A 246-nucleotide genomic window follows, 5' to 3' on the forward strand; every position below is an offset into this window, starting at 1 on the left:
TCCTGCAACTGCTCGAGGATCGGGTTGTGGCCCAGGCAGTGCGCGTAGCCGACGTCGGCGACGATGCCGTCGAGCACCGGTGCGACGTCGAGGATCACCGGCATGTCGGTTTCGAGTTGCCGGTTGCTCGGAAAGAACGCGAGATTGAAGCCGCCCATGTGCTTGAGGCCCGAGAAGCCTTCGAACGCGGTGCGGTCGCCGAACCACGCGAACGGCTTGTGCAGCCAGTCGTGCACGCCGTTGTCC

General features: G+C 65.0%; 1 protein-coding gene. It reads right to left on the reverse strand.

The features are described 5' to 3' along the window. Positions 1–246: hypothetical protein (locus tag AAEY99_RS21615; protein ID WP_351012012.1), on the reverse strand; the 246-nt coding region annotated here is incomplete at both ends.

This window comes from Shewanella sp. S1-58-MNA-CIBAN-0166, from assembly GCF_040310085.1.
Classification (GTDB): domain Bacteria; phylum Pseudomonadota; class Gammaproteobacteria; order Enterobacterales; family Shewanellaceae; genus Shewanella.